We start from the raw sequence: 19,490 nt of genomic DNA, 5'->3' as shown, positions 1-19,490 counted from the left end.
AAAACAAGGATTGTTGCAAGCGATAAATGTTGCAAAAATCCTTGTTAAAAATACTTAACAAAACTTTACAAATATTTAGCGCCAATGGTTGCCCAAAGAGTAGAAATCTTTTATGTTTTTCTACCAACACTTAAAGTTGCCACTTTAAAGTATTTCGGCTTTTATACCCTTTCACTAATTTACGCACGCCTGCTAGACTAGTTACTGATGTTAAAAGCTCCTCTAATGTTTTGCTTCAAACCTAAAGGTTGACCTTTAAACAAATAAATATTGTTTGTTTCTTCTTATATATTATAAATTAAAAAGAACATTTTGCAAATTAAAAGAGTTAAAAAAGGTTATACAAAAAGCATCATAGATGCTTTTATGATTGAGTTGGTTTACTTAAGGCAAGAATATCAAATGCATAAGTTTCTTTGCTTCGAACTTTAAATAAAATATTTGGATTTCTAAAGCCGTCTTTAAGCTCTTGATCTTGAATTGGAAAGATCGTAAATAAATAACCAAAATTACTGAATTGATTTTTAGGGTCTATAGCGGCTCCAGTTTTTGGGTCAATTATTGGAGAATTGTTGTTTGGTGGATTTTGATGTGATTTATCACGAGTACTTATAGCTAGTAATTGCATTCTTAGTGCAGTTCATCTATTTGTTTTTGAATCAGTTGGATTATATTTACTTAATCCGTTTTCAAAATTATTTTTTCTTTCTGAATAAAATCCGTTTGCATTTCAGTTTTTAGTTCCTGAAGCTATTATCGAAATACGTGTTTGAGGCATTCATGAACCATTTTTATGATATTCTCCAGTATAACCAATTATTTGTCCTTTGGTTACTTTCAATGGATTAGTTGGAGTAATTGGGACTTGTTGATTGGTTTTTGGGTCTAATTTAGTAGCGTAAACATCAACAGCAGAACCTTCTTGTACTTGAGCTTTTGAAATTCCTAATGCAGAGTTACTAAAGGTTTTATCTTGATCCAAACGAACAAATCCAATATAGGCATATTGAGAGTCCTTGAAATAAGTTTCTTTTTCTCTTGGAGAAAGGTTTAAATCAGCGACATTAACTCTCATTAAAAGAACTGTTCCAATTCCTAAAGCGTTTTTAGCTGGATCTTTCTTGTCATTGAATACAATTCCTAGAATTTCACCATCATATGGAGCAACTATTGGTGTTTTTGTTGGGGCTAAATAATCTTCTCCTAAACTAAGTTGATATGGATATGATGGCGATTTTGGATAAAAGGCTCTCAATTCATCATATCCACCAGTAAAAATATTGCTTGAATAAGTCTTGAACATTTGCTCAGTGATAGTGCTAATATTTTGATTTGTTAAGGTTTTAGCTTGAAAGTAATATGCCTTTAAATTATTCTCGGCAAAATCTTTTTGGAAGAAATTAGCATAATCTCCAAGTCCAATGTGTTTGGTAAAAGTATATTCTTTTTGGGTTATTAAATCAGTTGCTTTAAAAGTAAAATTAGCATTCTTAGCATTTAATACTTGATGACTCACAAGTTTTAAAGTACTCAATCTATCTGGTTTATAAAATGTCAAATCACTTAAATTAAGATGATTAAAGTTATATCCAGCAAAAGTATTATCTTTAATATTGATTTTAATCAATCTAGCTAATTGTTCATTGAGTAAAAATGAGCTTAAAAATGTGTTTTGATAATTAAAATCAAGCTCAATATCCTTGCCAATGTTAAGTTTAGACACGCTTGCAAGTTGTTGTTGAATTTGTTCTTTTGAAAGCGAATTATTTTGATTGATTTTAGATACTTCATCTCGATTATCTGATACAGCAACTCTTAGCGAAACGTTAGCATGATTTAAATTAGTATTAAATGAAATTTTATTAACAAAAATCTTAGTAACAGTTTGATGGTTTGTTCAAAGTTCATTAATTTTGGTTTGTACTTGAGGTGCTAAAGCAATTTGAAAGATTTGATTTAATTGTTCATTTGATAATTGATCTAATCTGTATTTATTAATTAAAGCGTTAATATTTGACTGATCACCAAGCGAAAGAGTTGGCTTGTTGTGCTCTAATAATTGGGTTAATTCATTAAATTGAGAAGTTAATATTTTTAAGTTTGCGTTAGTATTTGAACCTAAATTATTGATTATAAAATTAATAGTTCTATATTCAGATAATCCTTTAGATTGATCTATATGGTGAATAATATCGACAGGAATAATAGTTTGATTCAGATTGTTGAGATTTTGACGAATATTGTGATATTGAATATTAAATTCTAATTCGTCAATAAAGGCATCATTGTTTGGGCTTTGTTTTTTAAGTAAATTGATAAATTTACTATCATTGAAAAAATTGGCTTGTTGTCCAATGTAATTATTTTTGACAAAATTCTCATAAACAATATTAGCCACATCTACACCACTAGGAAATTCAAAGAATACTCCAGGGGTAAAATCTAATTTTTCTTGGATTTCATCAAGGATATTACTTGATGAAATTTTATTAGTTAAAGTTATCTTTTCACTTGGTGATTCTACAGGTACTGTTTGAGTATTTTCTGATTTTGTAGAAGATGAAGCCTCTGAATTTTTGGTTTTTTTATCTGTATTTTGATCTTTGTTTTCTTGTGTTTGATCATTTTTAACTGGAGTACTTGGAATTAAGGTAACTAAATTTGATGCAGGCTTTTCTTGAGATTTTGCAGGTTCTTCTGTAGATTCTTTAGTTGATTCGTTTGATGATGTTTCTTTGCTTGGTTGTTTACTTTGTTCGTTTGCTTGAGAATCTTGAGTGCTTGGTTGAGTTATTTTTGCAGGTTGTTCAGGTTTACTAGCTTCAGGCGATTTAGGTGTTTTTTCTACTGGTTGAGTTTCTTTGGGAGCTGTGCTAGTGCACGAAGCTAAAACAAGAGTAGTCGAAACCCCACTTAACACTGAAATTGGTAAAATAAATTTTTTAAATATTTTATATTTTTTCATAATCTAAATTTAAATCCTTTGGATGATTCTTTATCAATTTGAATTGATTGATCTTTGTTGGTGTTTATGGCATTTTGCTCATGTGGTTTTAATTAAATTGAAGCTTATTCAATTATTTTTTAATCACAATTGAAAATTCAAAAATACTTAAAATATAAATAAATAATCATTGAAAAAAATAATTAAAAACAAATTGAAAAGTTCTAAATACTAATAACTTATTACTAAGTAGTTATACAGACTTAGTTGCTAACAATGGAAACAATTTCAGTTTTATACATTGAGCAAAAAAAGCATCTAAAAAAGATGCTTGTAAATTAAATTATTGATTAATTTTAAATAAATCGTTAATATCAAAAGCGTAAGTTTCTTTACTACGCACTTTAAATAAAATGTTTGGATCTCTTAAACCGTCTCTAAGTTCTTTATCTTGAATCGGAAGAACAGCAAATTCATAATTACCTTTACCGTCAGCTTTTGGGGTTAGAGTTTTTCCGGTTTTAGGGTCAATCGCTGGAGATTTTGGATTAGTTTGATGAGCAAAATCGGTTGAACTGCTTAAAACACCTTGAGCTCTAATTCCAGCTCAATTAAAGCTTTTACCATCAGGAGTATATGATTTAATTCTTGATTCGTAGTAATCTTTTCTTTGTGAATAAAATCCGTTTGCATTTCAGTTTTTAGTTCCTGACGCTGTTACTGTCACATGCACGTGTGTCATTCATCCACCATTTTCGCTAGTTTTACCAATGTAAGCAATGATTTGTCCTTTGGTAACTTTAAGTGGATTAGTTGGAGTAATTGCTACTTGTTGATTAGTTTTGGGATCAAGCACAGTTGCATATGTATCAACAGATCGGTTTGTTCCTGATGTGGTTTCTCTTTGTTTTGAGCCAATTCCTAATTCTTGATTTTTAAAGGTTAATTCTTGATCAAGGTGAATCATTCCAATGTAAGCGTACTCTGAATCTTTAAAATACATTTCTTTTTCTCTTGGCGAAAGGTTTAAATCAGCAACTTTTACCCTCATTAGCAAGGTGGTACCAATTCCTTGAGCAAGATTTTTAGCTTGATCAACATAATCATGGTAAACAATTCCTAAAATTTCTCCATCATATGGAGCTAATATTGGTGTTTTTTCCTTTGCTAAATAATCTTCTCCAAGGTGAAGTTGGTATGGATATCTTGGTGAAGAAGCATAAAATCCTCTTAATTCATCATATCCACCACTAAGAATTTTGTTTCCATAAAGACTAAAAATTTGCGCATTAACTTTAGTAAGATCTTCTCTAGTGAGTGGTCCAGTTATAAAATTATATGCTTTTTGATTTTCTTCAGCTAATTCTTGTTTAAAGAAATCTGCATATTTTCCTAATCCTAAGTGTTTAGTAAAGGTATATTCTTGCCCATTTTTTGCATCTTTGGCTTTAAAAGTAAATTGTGCATTTTTTGAATCAAGTGCTTTTGTACTTTCAAGGGTTAAACTTGAAAATTGTTCAGGTTTATAAAAAGTAAAGTCACTGATTTTCATTGTTTTAAAATTATATGAAGCTACAGTTCCTTCTTTAATGTTTATCTTAACTAATTGAGCTAATTGTTCATTAAGTAAATACGAATTAAGAGTGCTATTTGAATAATTAACACTTAATGAAACATTAGTTCCAATATTTAATTTTGAAAGTTTCCCAACTTCTTGTAAAAGTTGAGCTTTTGTGAATGTTTTTTCCTTATTTTCCGGTTTTTTAAGAAACTCTTGAACTTCGTCATTTTGATCGGCAAGGGCAACTCTTAATGAAACTATTGCTTGATTTAATTTAGAATCAAATGAAACATTATCTACAAAGATATTAGTGTTAATATTATCTTTTTCTCATAGTTCGTTAATTTTTTGAGTGATTACTTGAGGTAATTCAATAGTGAACAATTGGTTTAATTGTTCGTTTGATAATTCATCTAAACGATCATTTCCAATTACTTTTTTAACTATTTTGTCATCACTATTAATTGAAACTGTTGGTTTATTTACTTTTAACAACTGTGTAAATTCGTTAAATTTACCAGTTAATTTTTCTAATTTAGGGTCTGTTTTTGAACCTAAATTATTTACCACAAAATCAATAGTTCTAATTTCATATAAATGTTTATCACTATTCAAATCATGTCTTAATTCAACTGGAATAATAGTTTGATTAATATTATTCTCATTTTGACGAATATCGTGGTATCTAATTTTAAATTTTAAACTATCAATAAATGCTTGCTCGTTTGGAAATTCTTTTTTGAGTAGTTTTTTTAAATTATCTTTATTAAATTCGACATATTGTCCAATGTAATTGTTTCTCGTAAAATCGGTAAATTTAATATTGCTTACATTTACATCTTTAGGGAATAAAAAGAATTCAGATGAAGATGCAAGATTTAATTTAGCTTGCATATCATCAAGCATGTTACTTGATGATATTTCATTGCTATAGGTAATTTTAATAGAATTATTTGTACTAGTGCACGATGCCAACGCTAGTGCACTAGAAACTCCACTAATTACCGATGTAGGTAAAATGAATTTTTTAAATATTTTATATTTTTTCATAGTTTGAATCTGATTTATGCTCCTATATTATATTGTGCGTGTTCGCACTAATAAAGCTTTAAAAACTTTTTGTTATTGTTTTTCTTAATCAAGATCATTAATGGTTTTTATTAGTTTATTGTCCTAAAAGATAGCTTTATCCAAAGCTAATCAACGGTGTGATTATATTATTAAATAAATGAATTTATTTTTCATTTATATTATTTATTATCACTAAAACATGAAACATATTCTAATGACTTTAGTGCTAATAAATAAATGATCAACGTGAAACTAATAACAGCGAAGTTGGATCTTCTAAAAACCAGAAATGACTTAATCAATTATTTGATAATTATTTCTGAGTTGTATCACATTTTATTATACAAAAATAACAATATAAAAAGAAAAATTAATAAAATACTAATCATTTCTCAAAATGAATAAAAAAGCATCTTTTTAGATGCTTTGTATAAATTATTTTTCAATGTTAAATAAGGTATTAATATCAAAAGTAAAGGTTTCTTTAGTACGAATTTTAAATAAAATATTCGGATTTCTTAAACTATCTCTAAGTTCAAGATTTTCAATTGGAAAGATAGCAAATGAATATTTAAACCCACTATCAATCCCCTTATTATCAACACTTAAAATTGGATCTCCTGTTTTTGAATCGATTTTAGGAGTAGCAGAATTGACCTGACGTTTTTGATCAAGTTGACTAAAATATACTCCGGGCACTCTAATTCCAGCTCAACTATGTTTGCTTAAATCTGGATTTTGTGGATCATAACTTTTTAATCTATTTTCGTAATAATCTTTTTTAGCTGATCAAAATCCATTTTCATTTCAATTCTTAGTTCCTGAAACCACTATTGAAATGTGAGCATGAGTCATTCATCCACCATTTTCGCTTGGATCACCAATATAAGCAATTACTTGTCCTTTTTTAACTTTAAGTGGATTTTTAGGAGTAATTGCAACTTGTTTATTGGTGTTTGGATCAAGCACAGTTGCGTAAGTATCAACAGTTTCATCTGACTGTTCAACCACTTTATTGTTTACAAGTTTTTTAATTTTGCTGATTTGATTAATTTGTTGCGAACTAATTCCTAATTCTTGATTTTTAAAGGTTAATTCTTGATCAAGATGAATAATTCCCATATACACATACTGAGCATCTTTAAAATGCATTTCTCTTTCTCTTGGAGAAATATCTAAATCAGCAGTTTTAATTCTCATTAATAATGTGGTCCCAATTCCTTCGCCAAAGTGTTTGGTTTTATCTTTGTAATCATGGAACACTATTCCAAGAATTTCACCATCATATGGAGCAATAATTGGGGTTTTTCGTGGAGCTAGATAATCTTCTCCAAGGTGAAGTTGGTATGGGAATTTTGGTGAAGAAGCGTAAAAACCTCTTAAGTCATCATATCCACCACTAAGAATTTTGTTTCCGTATTCACTAAAAATTGACGGATTAACTTTAGAAAGATTTTCTTTAGTTAATGGTCCAGTAACAAAGTTATATGCTTTAGGATTAGCTTCTTCAAAATCTGGTTTAAAGATATCTACATATTTTCCTAATCCTAAGTGTTTAGTAAATGTATATTCTTTTTTAGTTTTACTATCAATTAGTTTAAAAGTAAAATCAGCATTTTTAGCATCAATTACCTTAGTTTTTTCGAGCATTAAACCTGAAAATTGTTCTGGTAGATAAACACTAAAATCACTAAGATTCATTTCTTTAAAGTTGTATGTAGCGACTGAATTGTCTTTAATGTTAATCTTAATTAATGAAGAAAGTTGTTCGTTTAGTAAAAATGAATTTAAAGCAGTTTGTGAATAATCTAATTCAACTTTAACATTATCTCCAATATTAAGATTTGAAAAGCTTCCAAGTCCTGTAACAAAATCATCTCGAGTGAGTTTTGGATCTTGAGGTTTACGTTTTTCCAAAACTTTAGTTACTTCAGCACTATTATCTGAGATCGAGACTCTAATCGATACAAAAGCTTTGTTTAAAGTTGAATCAAATGATATTCCATTGACAAAGATTTTAGCCATATAATGATTTTTGTCTCAAAGATCATTTATTTTTTTGTTCACAACTTCTGTTAGTGTAAGTTTAAACAATTTATTTAATTGCTCATTTGATAATTCATCTAAACGATAATTTTGTAAAACTTGTTGAACTACTTGCTCATTTGCAACTTGAATTGTTGGTTTGTTTTGATTAACTAATTGAGTTAAAATATTTAATTCATTAGTGAGTTTTTGCAATTTAGGTTCATTTCCTGAACCTAAATTATTAACTACAAAATCAACAGTTCGATATTCGTATAAATGTTTTTTATCTTTAAATTCGTGGATAATATTAATCGGAATTAATGTTTGATTTTTATTATCAATGTTTTGTCGAATACTGTGATATTTGATTTCAAACTTTAAGCCATCGATAAATTTTTCTTGCTTAGGAAATTGCTTCTTAAGCAGGCTTCTTAAGTGGTTTTGATCAAATTTTACAAATTGTCCAATGTAATTGTATGTAACAAAGTTTACAAATTTAATTTTACTTACATCCACGTTTTCTGGAAACTTAAAGAATTCAGATGAAGATGTTAAATTGAATTTCGCTTGGATATCATCGAGCATGTTGCTTGATGATATTTCTTTACTTAAATTAATTTTTGGTTCTTGCGATGTATTGCTATTGCATGAAGCAAGAATTAAAGAACTTGAAACTCCGCTCAGAACTGAGATGGGTAAAATAAATTTTTTAAAAATCCAATATTTTTTCATGGTTAAAAGTTTAATCCGTCTCCTTTAGTTAATTGATAAATTCCAATACTAATAAAGCTTACAATGAATGGAATAACAATTGTTAAAGCACTAGAAATTAGCATATGGAAAGAATAAATTGAGTAATCATTTTGATAAAAGTTGGGTTTTTTGATTGCGTGGATATTAGTTTTGGTTGCAAAAATTCCATAAATTAAGTTAATGGCACTAATAAATAAATCAATAAAAATATTAAAGGCAAAAAAGCCAAAATAACTTGAAACAAGAATAAGAACAAAAACCACTACACTTAAAGCCACAATAACATCATAGTTACTGAGTCCGTATTGAGGATTTTGAATATAAAAAATATACCCTAAAGCAAAACAGAATATAATGATAAAAATTGCTTCTTTAAGTGCATATCCTAAGACTGTGGGTTCTTCTTTTTTAAAAACATCAATCAAAGTAAGTGATTTTATTTCCTTATTTTTAGTATTGATTTTACTTAAATACCTTTTCATTGGGCAAAATAAGACCAAAAAAGCACCTAAAGCTAAAATAAAACCAAAAAACTCTCCAGCAATTAAATAGGCAATTCCTTTGTATTGATAATCAAACGAATATGTTCTACCCCTAAATTTAAAACCTTGTAACACAGATTGCATAAACACAAAAATAGGATTCCCGATTGGTGTTGGTGAGCTATTAAATGAATATTTAGAGGCTGATCACACTTGAATGTACATAACAAATGTAGCGAGTGTAAATGTTGCTGAAAGAAAAAGTTTTTGATGTTTAATTTTAAACGCTTTAGTGAGAAAAATGAATATTAAAACAAGAAAAACTAACAGAAAAGAGGCTAATGCTTCAGCAAAAAAACCTTGACTACTTCATCAAACAGATAATAATTGTTTTGGTGTCATAATATATCAATTTTAATTATATTAAATTAAGACAATAAAATCTAAATTTAATAAAAAACAAGTATAAAGATACTTGCTTGAGTAATGTTTTATGCTTGACAATCAGGATCGGCTTTGCCAATTTTGATTCAATGATTAAGTAAATTCTCTCATTCTTGAGGGGTAGAACATTTTAAATATTCAATTTGATCAGTATCAATTGATAAATTATATTGTGGCGAGACTCCGGTTTGAGTGTGGTGAACAAACCATTGTTTAACTTTTTCAATATCATCTTGAGCTTCAGCATAATTAACCACAAAATCATAAGCTTTAATTTTACGTTTTTTTAAATCAACTAGCTCAGGGTGAAGATAATCGCCTTGATCTTCTTTTAAAAATAAAGCAATGATTTTATAACGCTCTGCGTTCATTAAATAAGCATAAAGTTGAGCTTGCTTGCGATATGAAGGTTCTACTTCTTTGTTTCATTTATCAATTTTAGATTCTCCAGCGGTTTTGATTTCCAAAACACAATTTTTGCTTGGCAAAAAACCATCTGGAACTCCGATAATATAATCGTTTTTTCCTTCAAAAAAGTTGTAATTATATTCATGTGCTTGATAATTTAAAATTTGTTCATTTGGATATGCGTTCCGAAATGCATCAAAGACACGAGGTTCTAAAATAGTCCCAGCATTAACATATTTTTTTGCTAAAACTGGAAGTTTTAGGCGAGCGATATGACAAAAGGCTGAAAATTGTGATTTAAATCCACCAGTTAATAGCACATCTCCAATGGTGCTCCCACCAATTTTCTTAAATCCTTTAAATTTATCAAAACTTAATAATTCAGCATGAAACTCTGGTTTTAAAACCACAATTTTTTGTTCTTCATCAATAACATAATGAATATTGTTGTAGTATTTTCGTTTTACCATATTATCTTGCTAAATAATTGTCATAAATTATTTTAGCATACATATTCACTTTCTCAAAGTTAGCAGTTCAGTGTTGATCAATTAAAATATTTTCTGGAATAATATGGTCAAAACATAAATTAACAATTTTATCAAAACTAGTTTCAGTTGAATTATCGTCCACTCCAGGTACAAATTTTGTCGCATCAAAGAATTTTTGAATCCGAATAGCATTGACCGAAACATTTGCATTACCTCCAACTATTTGTTGCAATTCAGCTAATGAACCTTTAAAAAAATCAAGTTCATTAGGAAAGCGTAAATCATCAATTAAAAAGAGTGAATTTTTTCCTTGTTTATTAACTTCTTTAATGATTTCACGAATTTTATCCATTACCCGAGAGCATCAAATATTATTATCAATATTACGACCTACTTCACCCATAGCAATTCAAAGCGGACGCACAATTTCTTTGTTTTCACCATCTCATTTTAATTCAACTAAAATTGATTCAGTAATTTTTTTAATTGCCTGAGCAAAAGAAAGAATGTACACATTCCCTTTATAGTCCTTTTCTTCAGCAAGTGTTGCTATGGCTTTGGATAAAAGACCTTTACCACTTCTTCTTTTTCCATTAATTAAAATAATTGAATGTCTGTTTTTTTTAACTTCCATAATCCCTTCCTTTTGAACAAAAATGTACTTTTAATTATTATAAATTAATGTATTTTAATTTAAATAAAACAAGCTAAAAAATTTGTTTAGCTTGTTAAAATGTGCATATTTAGAAAATATGAAATTTATATTTAATAAAATTGATTTTTTAGTATGTGGTGTAATTTTTGAGTGATTAATCAGGTTTTTATATAAAAAATGTCCTTGAAATTATTCTTGAGATTATGAAGGAATGATTCATGAAAATTATTTGATTATACTTAATTCATCTCTTCGATTGAAGTTTTGATGTATTCTTTTTCGCTAGTAGATAAATTATATTTATTAAATAATTGTTCATCGACTGCGCCTATCGACTGCGCTCAGTCTATGTCTGAGCGACTAGTAAAATTTTGCATTGGCACAAATTCATAAACATTTTGACAAGTATTTTGTGAAATTTTTAAAAGCGAAACAAAAAATCTAAAAAATCTAGTTTTGATATATTTTTCTAAACTTTTAGCTTCTTTAAGACTTTTAAAATTACCAATAGGAATGAAAGAATCTGTGCAAGCGGTTTTTCGATTAGCGACAAGAGGTTCTTTGAGAATTTTTTTATCTAAAGGATTAAATTTTGCTGTTTTAGAAATAAAAATTTTGTAATTATCAAATAATTCTTTATTTTTAAGCACTTTATCTCGACTAATATATCTTATTTTATTTTCTCTACACATTAATTCGTATCCATTTTTAAAAGCTTGTTCTTTTGATATTTTTTTAACATATTCATTTTTACCGCTTATACCAAATGCATTTCTAGGTTGTGTGATCTGGTTTAAAGAAGCGAAATTATTTTTCAAAATTTTAGCAAGAATAAAATAATCACGTTTATCTCTTAAAATAAATTCTAAATCTCCAAAAAATAGTTCCCTTTCTTGTTTTGTTTCTTTCTCGTTAGAATTATGCTTTATAAAATCTAATTTTTCATTATTTTTCCTGTCAGAAAGGAAATAACATACACCACCAGCGAGTTTTACATCTTCAAAAATAACTTGCGAATCTTCAAATAAATGTAACTGGAATATATTATTTTTGTTTTTAATAAATTTGCGAAATTTTACAAATGATCCATCTTGACCTTTTCCAGCAAATCATCTTGCAGGAATAATCATTGAAGTGTAATTATTTGATAATTGCATGCCAATCATAACAAAATATGGAAACAATTGTTTGGAAAGTGAAGTATTTTTTTTAATTTGACTTTCATCTTCTAATGAAAGATTATCATTATTTTTAATTAAGTTTTTTTGATATGGTGGATTTCCTACTACTGCACCAAATTTAATCATATTATCTCCTGGTTTTATTTCATCTTTCATTGTTATTTCGCTAAATTTTTTATCTTGTGTTAATAAATTATTTATTTTTTTAAAATCTAAATTTGTATCAGCTATCGTCGTATCTTTTTCTTTTAAATGGTTTTCTTCAATTAAATTGATTGAATTGAAGTGACTTGAAATATTTTCTAAATTAAGATCTAAAATTTCATAAAATTTTCTAGTAAATTCATACGCTACAGAAGATGTAGGAATTGAATAAATAAGATCTTTTATTTCATCATGATGATATTCTAATTCGTTTGTTAACCTTTTATATAAAGCTAATGCATATTCTCCTGATTTACTTGCAATATCTAGGAACTTTTCTTTATTTCTAACTATTTGTTTAATTTCTTTTTTAGGTAATGAATTAACCATATCATCACAAATTTTTGAAGGTGTTATAATTTCATATTCTGACATTCTATTAAAGTTTTTTATAGCTCTAAGGGTTCTTTCAAGGGGTGTAAGTTCTTCGTCATGAGCAAGCATTGAAGTATTTTGGATTTTATAATCTAACATACTTTTTTTAAATGGATTCTTCATTGATTTAGACATTTTATTGATTTCTTCTTTTTCTAATTGTAAATTTTCAGCAATTCTATTATTTTCTTTTTTGTTTATTACATTTAAAATATCATCTAATGAATGGACCTTATCTTTAGTTAAAAAAGCAAAAAATAATAATCTTTGATAATAAGTCCTGATTTGTTTTTCGAGTTTTTTGAGTTTATCTTTTTTTAACTTATTTTTTGATTTAGAAGAAGGTTCGTCTTTGCTCGATGAATTATAATTATTATCATTTAATTCGTCAATATTTAATTCGTCTTGTATTCCTTCAAATGGAGTAATTTCTAGTCCTTGTTTGGAATTAAATTCTCCTTGACTTTGGATTACCATTCTTACATCTTTATCATTAAGTATTGAGAAATCAATCGGGATATCTAAGACCTTATCTAAAATGCTTTTTTGATTATTATATTCACTAGCTATTTTTAAAATATCACTGGGTTCTACTTGATGAATTTTATTTTTATTCATCACAATAATTGGAGAAATGCGTAATTCTTTGGCTATTCTATCTCTTAATTTACTATTACCATTCTGCTCAATATTAGCATTATAAATTAATGATTTTTGCTCTTGCATTCTAAACATTCTGTTTGGATCAAAATCTACAAGTAATGTTTGAGGTTTAAGATTCTCTTTAATTAAGTCGCCATCTTTATTTTTTAATATTCGAATATATTGATTTTGAAGTCTAAAAATGGACTGATCATACTCTTGTGGTGAAGAACTATCTTTCAAATAAAGCATAGAATCTCATTGTTCCACGGTTGAACCAGTTAACATTCGATTTACTGTAAGTGTTAAAGTTTTTTTATTCTCTTTTTCACATTTTCGAATTTTATTTTTGATATCAATTGGTTTCCTATATTTTCTTCTTGCATTTAAACCTGAAATGTTTATGATCTCGTAATCACCTAAATTTTTAAAAATGTTTTTATTTGATTTAATGAGCTCTTCCATTGCATCACAAGAAGCACAATATGGTAGCACCATAACCATGTGTCTACACATATTACCTTGTTTAATTTTGTCATAATCCAAAAATCCTAGTAAATCTTCATCTTCTTTGCTACCATCAATTACCTGTAGCAAATCAAGTACTTCGTTTTGATTTGTGAATTTTTTATACATTTCTTTTCGGTCTTTTATAATTGACTGTGGTTCAAATAAATCAGAAAGAGAAACGCTAATTTTTGTGCTTTTTAGCTCTTCCATTTTTCTACGTGAAGATTCATTTGGGTTAAAAGCAAACCGAATCATTTGTGGAAAACCATAATAAGGATTATCTCATTCATTAACATTATCCTTATATAAATTATCTTTATTTCATTGTTCTTGTTCTTTAAAAATATCGTAAAATTGCACAAATGAGATAACATCTTCTTTTTCAAATTCACTGCCCATTAAGATCTGATAAGGGGTACCCGAGAGATGAAGTTTAATTTTTGCCTTTATACTATTAACTTGTTCTTTAGCTATTTCAGGATCAATCACTTCATCATTTAGGTTTTTAATATATTTTTGTTCAGAGTTAGAATGAGATGTGTTTTCTATTTTTTGCCCAAATGATTGAGCTCGTGCTCCAAAATGGGTTTCGTCAATAATTAATAAATCAAATAATTGATTTAATAATTCTTTGTGCTTAGCCTTAGTTTTGTTACCTTGAAGATCTTGTAATGTTAAAAATATAACTACTTTTTGACTCGATAATGTATCCTTAATTGCATTTGGATTTCTTGATAAATTCTCTGAATCTAAAAAACGATAATCTTTAAAATTACCAGCACTTTCAACTGTTTTCTTTCATTCTTCCTTAACATCTGCTTTGGCTGATACAACTAAAACTAAATTAGCCTTCATTTCTAATGCACAACAAAGTGCGGTAAACGATTTACCAAAACGCATCACTGCATACATTAGCAGATTGGTTCTTCCGTTTTGTCAAGCTTGTACAAATTTATCAACAGCTAATTGTTGATTTGGTCTTAATGTTCAAGACTCTCCTCTTTGATATTGGAAGTCTTGAGATGCTTTGTCATCAATTTTGTAATATTTATATTTACCAGTATTCCTATTATAATTATCTTTAATATCTTCAATTGCTTTATCTATTTCCTGAGATATTGTATCTTTAAAAAATTCTTTACTGTAAAGAATTTTACTCGATAATTCTTTCTCTTGCAAACGTTGCTTATTTAAATCTTGTTCTAAAAATTGATGAATTGAAAAGTCTCTAAAGTAAATATGATCGTTAACAAGTGCTTTGTTTTCGTATTTTTTCTCAAGACATGGATAAATAAATCTTCATTCATTTAATCGAGTTAAAACCCCACGATAAGTATCTCCGATTTTTAAATAATTTGGAATGGTATTAGTTGAAAAAGCATATATGTATGGTTCAATTCGTCCTTGAATTATCCCATCTAATTCTTTTAAATTTTCAATCCTACTTTTGTTCATTTGTTTTTAGCTCTCCTTAATTAAATTTTTAAAAATAACTTTCTTTTTGCTTCTTCAGTTTTTTATAACACATCAAGTACTTGAATTAATTTCTTGTGAATTTGGAACTGCAAACGTTAATCCGTCCATTTGCCACAAATTTCACGATATAATTCTTGCAATTTTAAGCAATTCTTTATCACTAGGTTCTCTTTTAAGGGCATCTTGCATATAATCAACATAGCTAGCTAATAAGTTTTTCCGAGCTATGAGTAAATTATCGCCTTGAAGTTCAAATCCATACACGCTTTCAAAAGCTCTTTGAGCTCATTTTAATCATTCTGCTTCGTTGTTAGTGTTTTCTTTAACAATTCGCATTTTGCGATCTAAAAGACCAATTCGCTCATTTATAGGAATATATGCTCCAGAAACTGTATCGTATCGACTGACTAAATACGGAGCTTCGCCACAAGTGATTTCTAATCGATTTTCATCAACATATGTTTTTCACGTTTTAGTTTTATTGTCCGGAAAAACAATTTTTCTCTTGATTGCTATTCAACCTTTTGGTTTTTCAAGATTAAAAACATGCTTATAACCAAATCAGGCATGATCAACAAGATTATTCATTTTATTACATAATCAACTCGGGGTAAAGACTTCAGCTTTGGTTCTAGTTCTTAAGGTCTGATTCTCCCGAGATTTAAGAACTCTAGGTTGAATTAAATTTTTATTAACTCCAGTAATTAATTTATATTCAATGGTTGAGCTTGGAGAATATAAAGAACCTAAATGTTCATAATCACTACTTGCTCAGATAATATTTTTACCTGTTGTACGATCGAGTAAAAGAGTTTTTAGAATTTTCTTATTTCATTTTTGTTCTTTTTCATTAGTTAAAAAATTCATCTCACTCCTTTAATAAAATCTTGATTATGTCAGTAATGTAATTTTACAAGAAACAGTGATTTATTATTTCTTTTCATGAAAAAAAATCAAACATGTTATTAATAACATGTTTGATTTGGCTTATTTTAAATTAACTAATTGCCCACCAAAAATTGCTGTTTTAAAATCTTTCCCGTAAACATCATTTAAACGTGAACGATATGAAATTTTTTGGTCTTGATATAAATTATTTGATGTGTGATCGATTAGATTATATGGTTGGATGGTGGTTTGAGTTCTGTATTGAAAAGTTGGGATATTTTGTGTAAAAGGTTGGAATAATGTAATTCCTTTTTGATCATAATTGTCATAACCATTTATATTTCTTGAACTATCGATTATTAAACCTAATGGTAGAGCTTGTTCGTTAAGAATTAATGAACCAGCAGAAAGCTTTTGAGAGCTGTGTGGAAGATTTACCGAAACTAAATTTCCATAAAACTTCATATCAACTCAATCGTTAAAATAAGAAGTTTCTCTATCGTAAGATGTTAAATGTCAAGAATCATTAACTTTGAAATTTAATTCAGGATCACGTGGATTTCTGCCTAAAATGTTTTTATTTTCATTTTCGTTTTTATTTCAACGATAATTATCATTATAATAAATATTATTACTTAATGTATTAAAAATTTCTACTCATTCTTCTTGATACTGTTGTCTTTTTATTAATGGAGATATATTGTAACCAAAACTATAAATAGCATCTGGTTTAAAACTATATTCATAATCTTTTAAATATGTGTTAATTAGCGAATTCACTTTTTCACCCGATGATTCACGTGAAAGATCACGAATTTTATTTGTGGTTTGATAATCTAAAGTAGCATATGGAATTGTTTTATTGTTCATTAAATAAATAGCTTGATTTTCTGGATGTTCAAACCGTTCAATACTTTCATTAACTTCGGTAATAGCAGATATTATTTTTTGTTTGAATTCTTGTGATTTTGAAGAGTCTTTATTATCTGATAATGTATCTAAATCTAGATCCATTTCTATAATTGCAAAATTAGCAAAATAGTGGCCATATTCTGCTGGCACTGCCTTTTGATTCATAAAATCTTGAGCTAAATAAAAATTTCTAAGAGTAATTTGTGAATTATCAAAATTATTTTCATAAATTTTTAAATTATTGTCATGTTTACCAAAAAAATTGTCATAATAAGGATCTTTAGTTCAAGAAAAACTATATTTTAAAGGTTTATATCGTTCTAATTTTTGAGGCTGTTGGTAAACTTGATAATCCTTTTCTGAAAATAAATTTAGAGCTGTATTGTAATTAGTTGCAAAAAAGAGTTTGAATTTATTATTTTTTTCATGGGCATAATCAAATAATCAAACAGTTCCAGCTTTTAAAACTGTAGATTTTCCATTTTCTTCTTTTTGAGTATTATCTTCTAAATATAACCTTAGGAGAAATGTACGATTGTTAATAGATTGAATATATTGATCATTATTTTTTAATTTAGTTCCTGTAGGGGCATTGCTAGGATCTAGTTCAACTCTTTCTTGCTTCTTAGGTTCAGAATTACTTGCTTGATTTGAATCTTTTGGATTGATATTTGTAGTTAATTTATCTTTAATTCTAGGGGTAATAGTGTCATTTTTTGTGTTTTTAGTGCTGTTTTGATAATTGGTTTTTGGCATTCTAAAACCCAAATCTTGTTGAGATTCTTTTAATGAATTTAGAACAGTATTTTGACTTTGAAATGAATTATTTGTATTACATGCAATTAAACCAATTGGTAAAAAAGAACTAAAAACAAGCATTATTTTCTTAATCTTAACCATATTGATATTAATTATAACTTTTTCTTTAGTTAAATAAAACAAGAATATTTAAATCTGATATAAACTAACTTAACCAAACATAAAATTAAAACATCTTTAAAATAAGATGTTTTAATTCTTCTAAGAAATTTCTAAATTGCTCTTAATTATTTTAAATCAGCTAATTCACCACCAAAAATTGCTGTTTTGTAATGTTTTCCATATACGCTTACTAAAGTTTTTCGATAGTTCTCGTTAATTAAATCGTATTCTCTATTTGGTAAATTTTTAGAAGTTTCAAATTTTAGGGTAAATGGTTGAATTTGTATTTTTAGTTTAAATTTATCGTCTCATAATTTTTGACCTTCTGTTCTTTTTCCGCTTACCACACCAATAGGAAGACCTTGTTCATTAACAACTAGTGAACCTAATGAAATGTCATCTGAGTGATTTTGAATAAAAAGTGAGTATGAGTAATCGCTTCCACCTCATATTTCAAATTTTAAATCTCCAACTTCCTTACTAGGACCTAATTTATCTTTTTCTGATTCGGAAACATTATTAACATTGACAATTTGACTTCTGATTGGATTTGTGTATCCAAAGTTATACACAAATTCTGGTGCTAATGTATATTTTTCCTTTTCAAAATATTCTTTTATTATGCGATCTATTTCCAATTTGTCAGTTTGTTTACTTAAATGATTTAAATTTTGTACCGAACTATAATCTAAAGTAGCGTATGGAACTGATTTGTCATTAAATAAGTATTCATGTTGAGCATCTGCTTGCTTAAATCTTATGATGCTTTTATTAACTTCATTAATTGCACTGATAATTTTTGCTCGTAATTTTAAATCATTATCATTTTTAGATAATTGATCTAGATCAATATCCATTTCTACCACGGCAAAGTTTATGTTTTTTGGATAATTACCATTTTGAACTATATCACGTTGTAGCATAAAATTTCTTATCATTACAGATTTTTCTTTAATTAAAAATTTCTTTTCAATTCATTTTCCTATTTTAGCTGTTGGTGAAGGATCATAAGCATCTTCTGATCAACCTAAAGTAAAAGATATAGGTGTATATTGATTTAGTCTGTCAGTTTGTTGATAATAGTTATAATCATCTTCACTAAAAAATCTCGAAGCATTGGTGTAACTACTTCCAAAGAATAATTTAAATTTATTTTTACTAATACGAGCATAGTCTAGTAATCAAATATTTGCACCATCATTGTGCAATGTTGATTCTTTTTTAGATTCTGAAGTTTCTCATAAATAAAAAGTTCTATTTTTTATCGCCTGGATATATTCATCATTATTTTCTAAATAAGTGTTTTTATTAACTGTGCTTAGTTCAAGTTTAGGATAATTTGTTTCTTGATCTGGTTCAGAAGTTTTTGATGGATCTGAATCTGGGTTACTTGGTGATTGTTCTTTTTGTAATTCTGGATTTGGATCTTGTGCAGATTCAGATGGATTTTGGTCGTTTTTTGAAACGTTTTCATAACCACAACTGATCAAACCAATTGGACCCATTAAAGATAAACTGATAAATATTTTCTTGATTATTTTCAT

The 19,490-nt window shown here is 27.7% G+C and carries 10 protein-coding genes and 1 riboswitch; all 10 genes read right to left on the bottom strand.

Annotation, left to right across the window (positions count from 1 at the left end; genetic code table 4):
* Window positions 1–68: 68 nt before the first annotated feature.
* Window positions 69–233: riboswitch (Lysine riboswitch) on the bottom strand.
* Between the two features lie 131 nt (window positions 234–364).
* Entirely contained in the window at window positions 365–2,965 is a 2,601-nt protein-coding gene (locus tag NPA11_RS01810; RefSeq protein WP_257043939.1) for an MSC_0775 family lipoprotein, read from the bottom strand.
* A gap of 322 nt (window positions 2,966–3,287) precedes the next feature.
* Entirely contained in the window at window positions 3,288–5,555 is a 2,268-nt protein-coding gene (locus NPA11_RS01805) for an MSC_0775 family lipoprotein (protein WP_257043938.1), read from the bottom strand.
* A 456-nt stretch (window positions 5,556–6,011) separates the two neighbouring features.
* Window positions 6,012–8,336: an MSC_0775 family lipoprotein gene (locus tag NPA11_RS01800; protein WP_257043937.1), complete on the bottom strand. Its 2,325-nt coding sequence runs from the start codon at window positions 8,334–8,336 to the stop codon at window positions 6,012–6,014.
* 2 nt (window positions 8,337–8,338) lie between these two features.
* Complete coding sequence (locus tag NPA11_RS01795) at window positions 8,339–9,241, bottom strand: MAG4940 family membrane protein (RefSeq protein WP_257043936.1); 903 nt, start codon at window positions 9,239–9,241, stop codon at window positions 8,339–8,341.
* A gap of 89 nt (window positions 9,242–9,330) precedes the next feature.
* Entirely contained in the window at window positions 9,331–10,161 is an 831-nt protein-coding gene (locus NPA11_RS01790) for an MAGa7180 family putative nuclease (RefSeq protein ID WP_257043935.1), read from the bottom strand.
* 1 nt (window position 10,162) lies between these two features.
* A complete protein-coding gene (locus tag NPA11_RS01785) occupies window positions 10,163–10,816 on the bottom strand; it encodes a hypothetical protein (protein WP_257043934.1) in 654 nt (217 codons plus the stop codon).
* A gap of 260 nt (window positions 10,817–11,076) precedes the next feature.
* Entirely contained in the window at window positions 11,077–15,204 is a 4,128-nt protein-coding gene (locus NPA11_RS01780; RefSeq protein ID WP_257043933.1) for an Eco57I restriction-modification methylase domain-containing protein, read from the bottom strand.
* Between the two features lie 6 nt (window positions 15,205–15,210).
* Entirely contained in the window at window positions 15,211–16,092 is an 882-nt protein-coding gene (locus NPA11_RS01775) for a hypothetical protein (protein ID WP_257043932.1), read from the bottom strand.
* Window positions 16,093–16,212: 120 nt separating this feature from the next.
* Window positions 16,213–17,925, bottom strand: coding sequence for a DUF31 family protein (locus tag NPA11_RS01770; protein ID WP_257043931.1), 1,713 nt, complete (start codon window positions 17,923–17,925; stop codon window positions 16,213–16,215).
* Between the two features lie 146 nt (window positions 17,926–18,071).
* A complete protein-coding gene (locus NPA11_RS01765; RefSeq protein WP_257043930.1) occupies window positions 18,072–19,490 on the bottom strand; it encodes a hypothetical protein in 1,419 nt (472 codons plus the stop codon).

Source organism: Mycoplasma sp. 1578d (genome assembly GCF_024582695.1).
Taxonomy (GTDB): Bacteria; Bacillota_I; Bacilli_A; order Mycoplasmatales; family Metamycoplasmataceae; genus Mycoplasmopsis.
This window is presented reverse-complemented; position numbering and strand designations above follow the sequence as displayed.